Source organism: Mycolicibacterium iranicum (genome assembly GCF_002101705.1).
Taxonomy (GTDB): domain Bacteria; phylum Actinomycetota; class Actinomycetes; order Mycobacteriales; family Mycobacteriaceae; genus Mycobacterium; species Mycobacterium iranicum.
The window spans coordinates 1-1,189 of record NZ_LQPC01000070.1 but is presented as its reverse complement, the minus strand read 5'-3'; the positions used below and the strand labels follow the sequence as shown (position 1 = coordinate 1,189).

1 protein-coding gene is annotated in these 1,189 nt (G+C 65.9%); it reads right to left on the bottom strand.

What is annotated here, in order from left to right; genetic code table 11:
- Window positions 1-1,189, bottom strand: a 1,189-nt coding sequence (locus AWC12_RS28595) for a hypothetical protein (protein ID WP_165762870.1), incomplete at both ends; no start/stop codon positions are given.

Here is a 1,189-nt window from a genome sequence, read left to right as displayed (position 1 = left end):
GGCCCTTCCACCGGACCCAACCCCACCACCGTCACGACAGTGAACGCCGGGACCACATTGGTGTTGCCGTCGGCATCAGTCACCGTGAACGACACCGTGGAAATCCCCGCCGAAGCGGAGGTCAGCGTGAGTGATTGCAGCAGGTCTCGGTAGGCGGCCTCCGTGGCAGCCCCAAAGAACGTCACCTGGCCGGCCACCGAGTCATCAGCATCGATGCCGCCGGGCAGAGTTCCCCAGCCCAGCACGCCGTCCCCATCGACGGTGACAACGACCGAGTCGATGTCGGAGTCGGGATCGGTGAGCACCACCACCGGAGACACCGTGATCGGCTGCCCGGCCAACCCTGCCGCCGCCGGAGCAACCACCAGGATCGGGGACACCTCGACCGGACCCAACCCCACCACCGTCACCGCGGTGGCCGCCGGCAACACGTTCGTGTTGCCATCAACATCAGTCACTTCAAAGGACACCGTCTGCACCCCAGCCGTCGCCGAGGTGAGTGTGACCGACTGCAGGACTTGCTGATACACCGCCGCACTGGCCGCACCGCTGAACGTGACCTGACCAGCGACCGAGTCATCGGCATCAATGCCACCAGAGAGCGTCCAGCCCAGCACCCCGCCACCATCGACCGTGACCACCACCGACTCGATATCGGAATCCGGATCGGTGAGCACCACAATCGGGCTGACCGTGATGGGTTGGCCGGTCGTCCCTGCGGCGGCCGGGGCCACGATCACCACCGGCGCAACCTCCACCGCCCCAAGACCCACCACCGTCACCGCCGTAGCCGCCGGCAACACGTTGGAGTTGCCATCAACATCAGTCACCGTGAACGACACCGTCGAGACGCCTGTTGAGGCCGAGGTCAGCGTGAGTGATTGCAGCACTTGCTGATACACCGCAGCACTCGCCGCACCCGTGAACGTCACCTGACCAGCCACCGAGTCATCGGCATCAATGCCACCAGAGAGCGTCCAGCCCAGCACCCCGCCACCATCGACCGTGACCACCACCGACTCGATATCGGAATCCGGGTCAGTGAGCACCACAATCGGAGACACCGTGACCGGCTGACCCGCCAACCCCGCCGCCGCCGGAGCCACCACCAGGATTGGCGACACCTCCACCGGACCCAACCCCACCACCGTCACCACCGTGCCCGCCGGGACCACATTGGTGTTGCCGT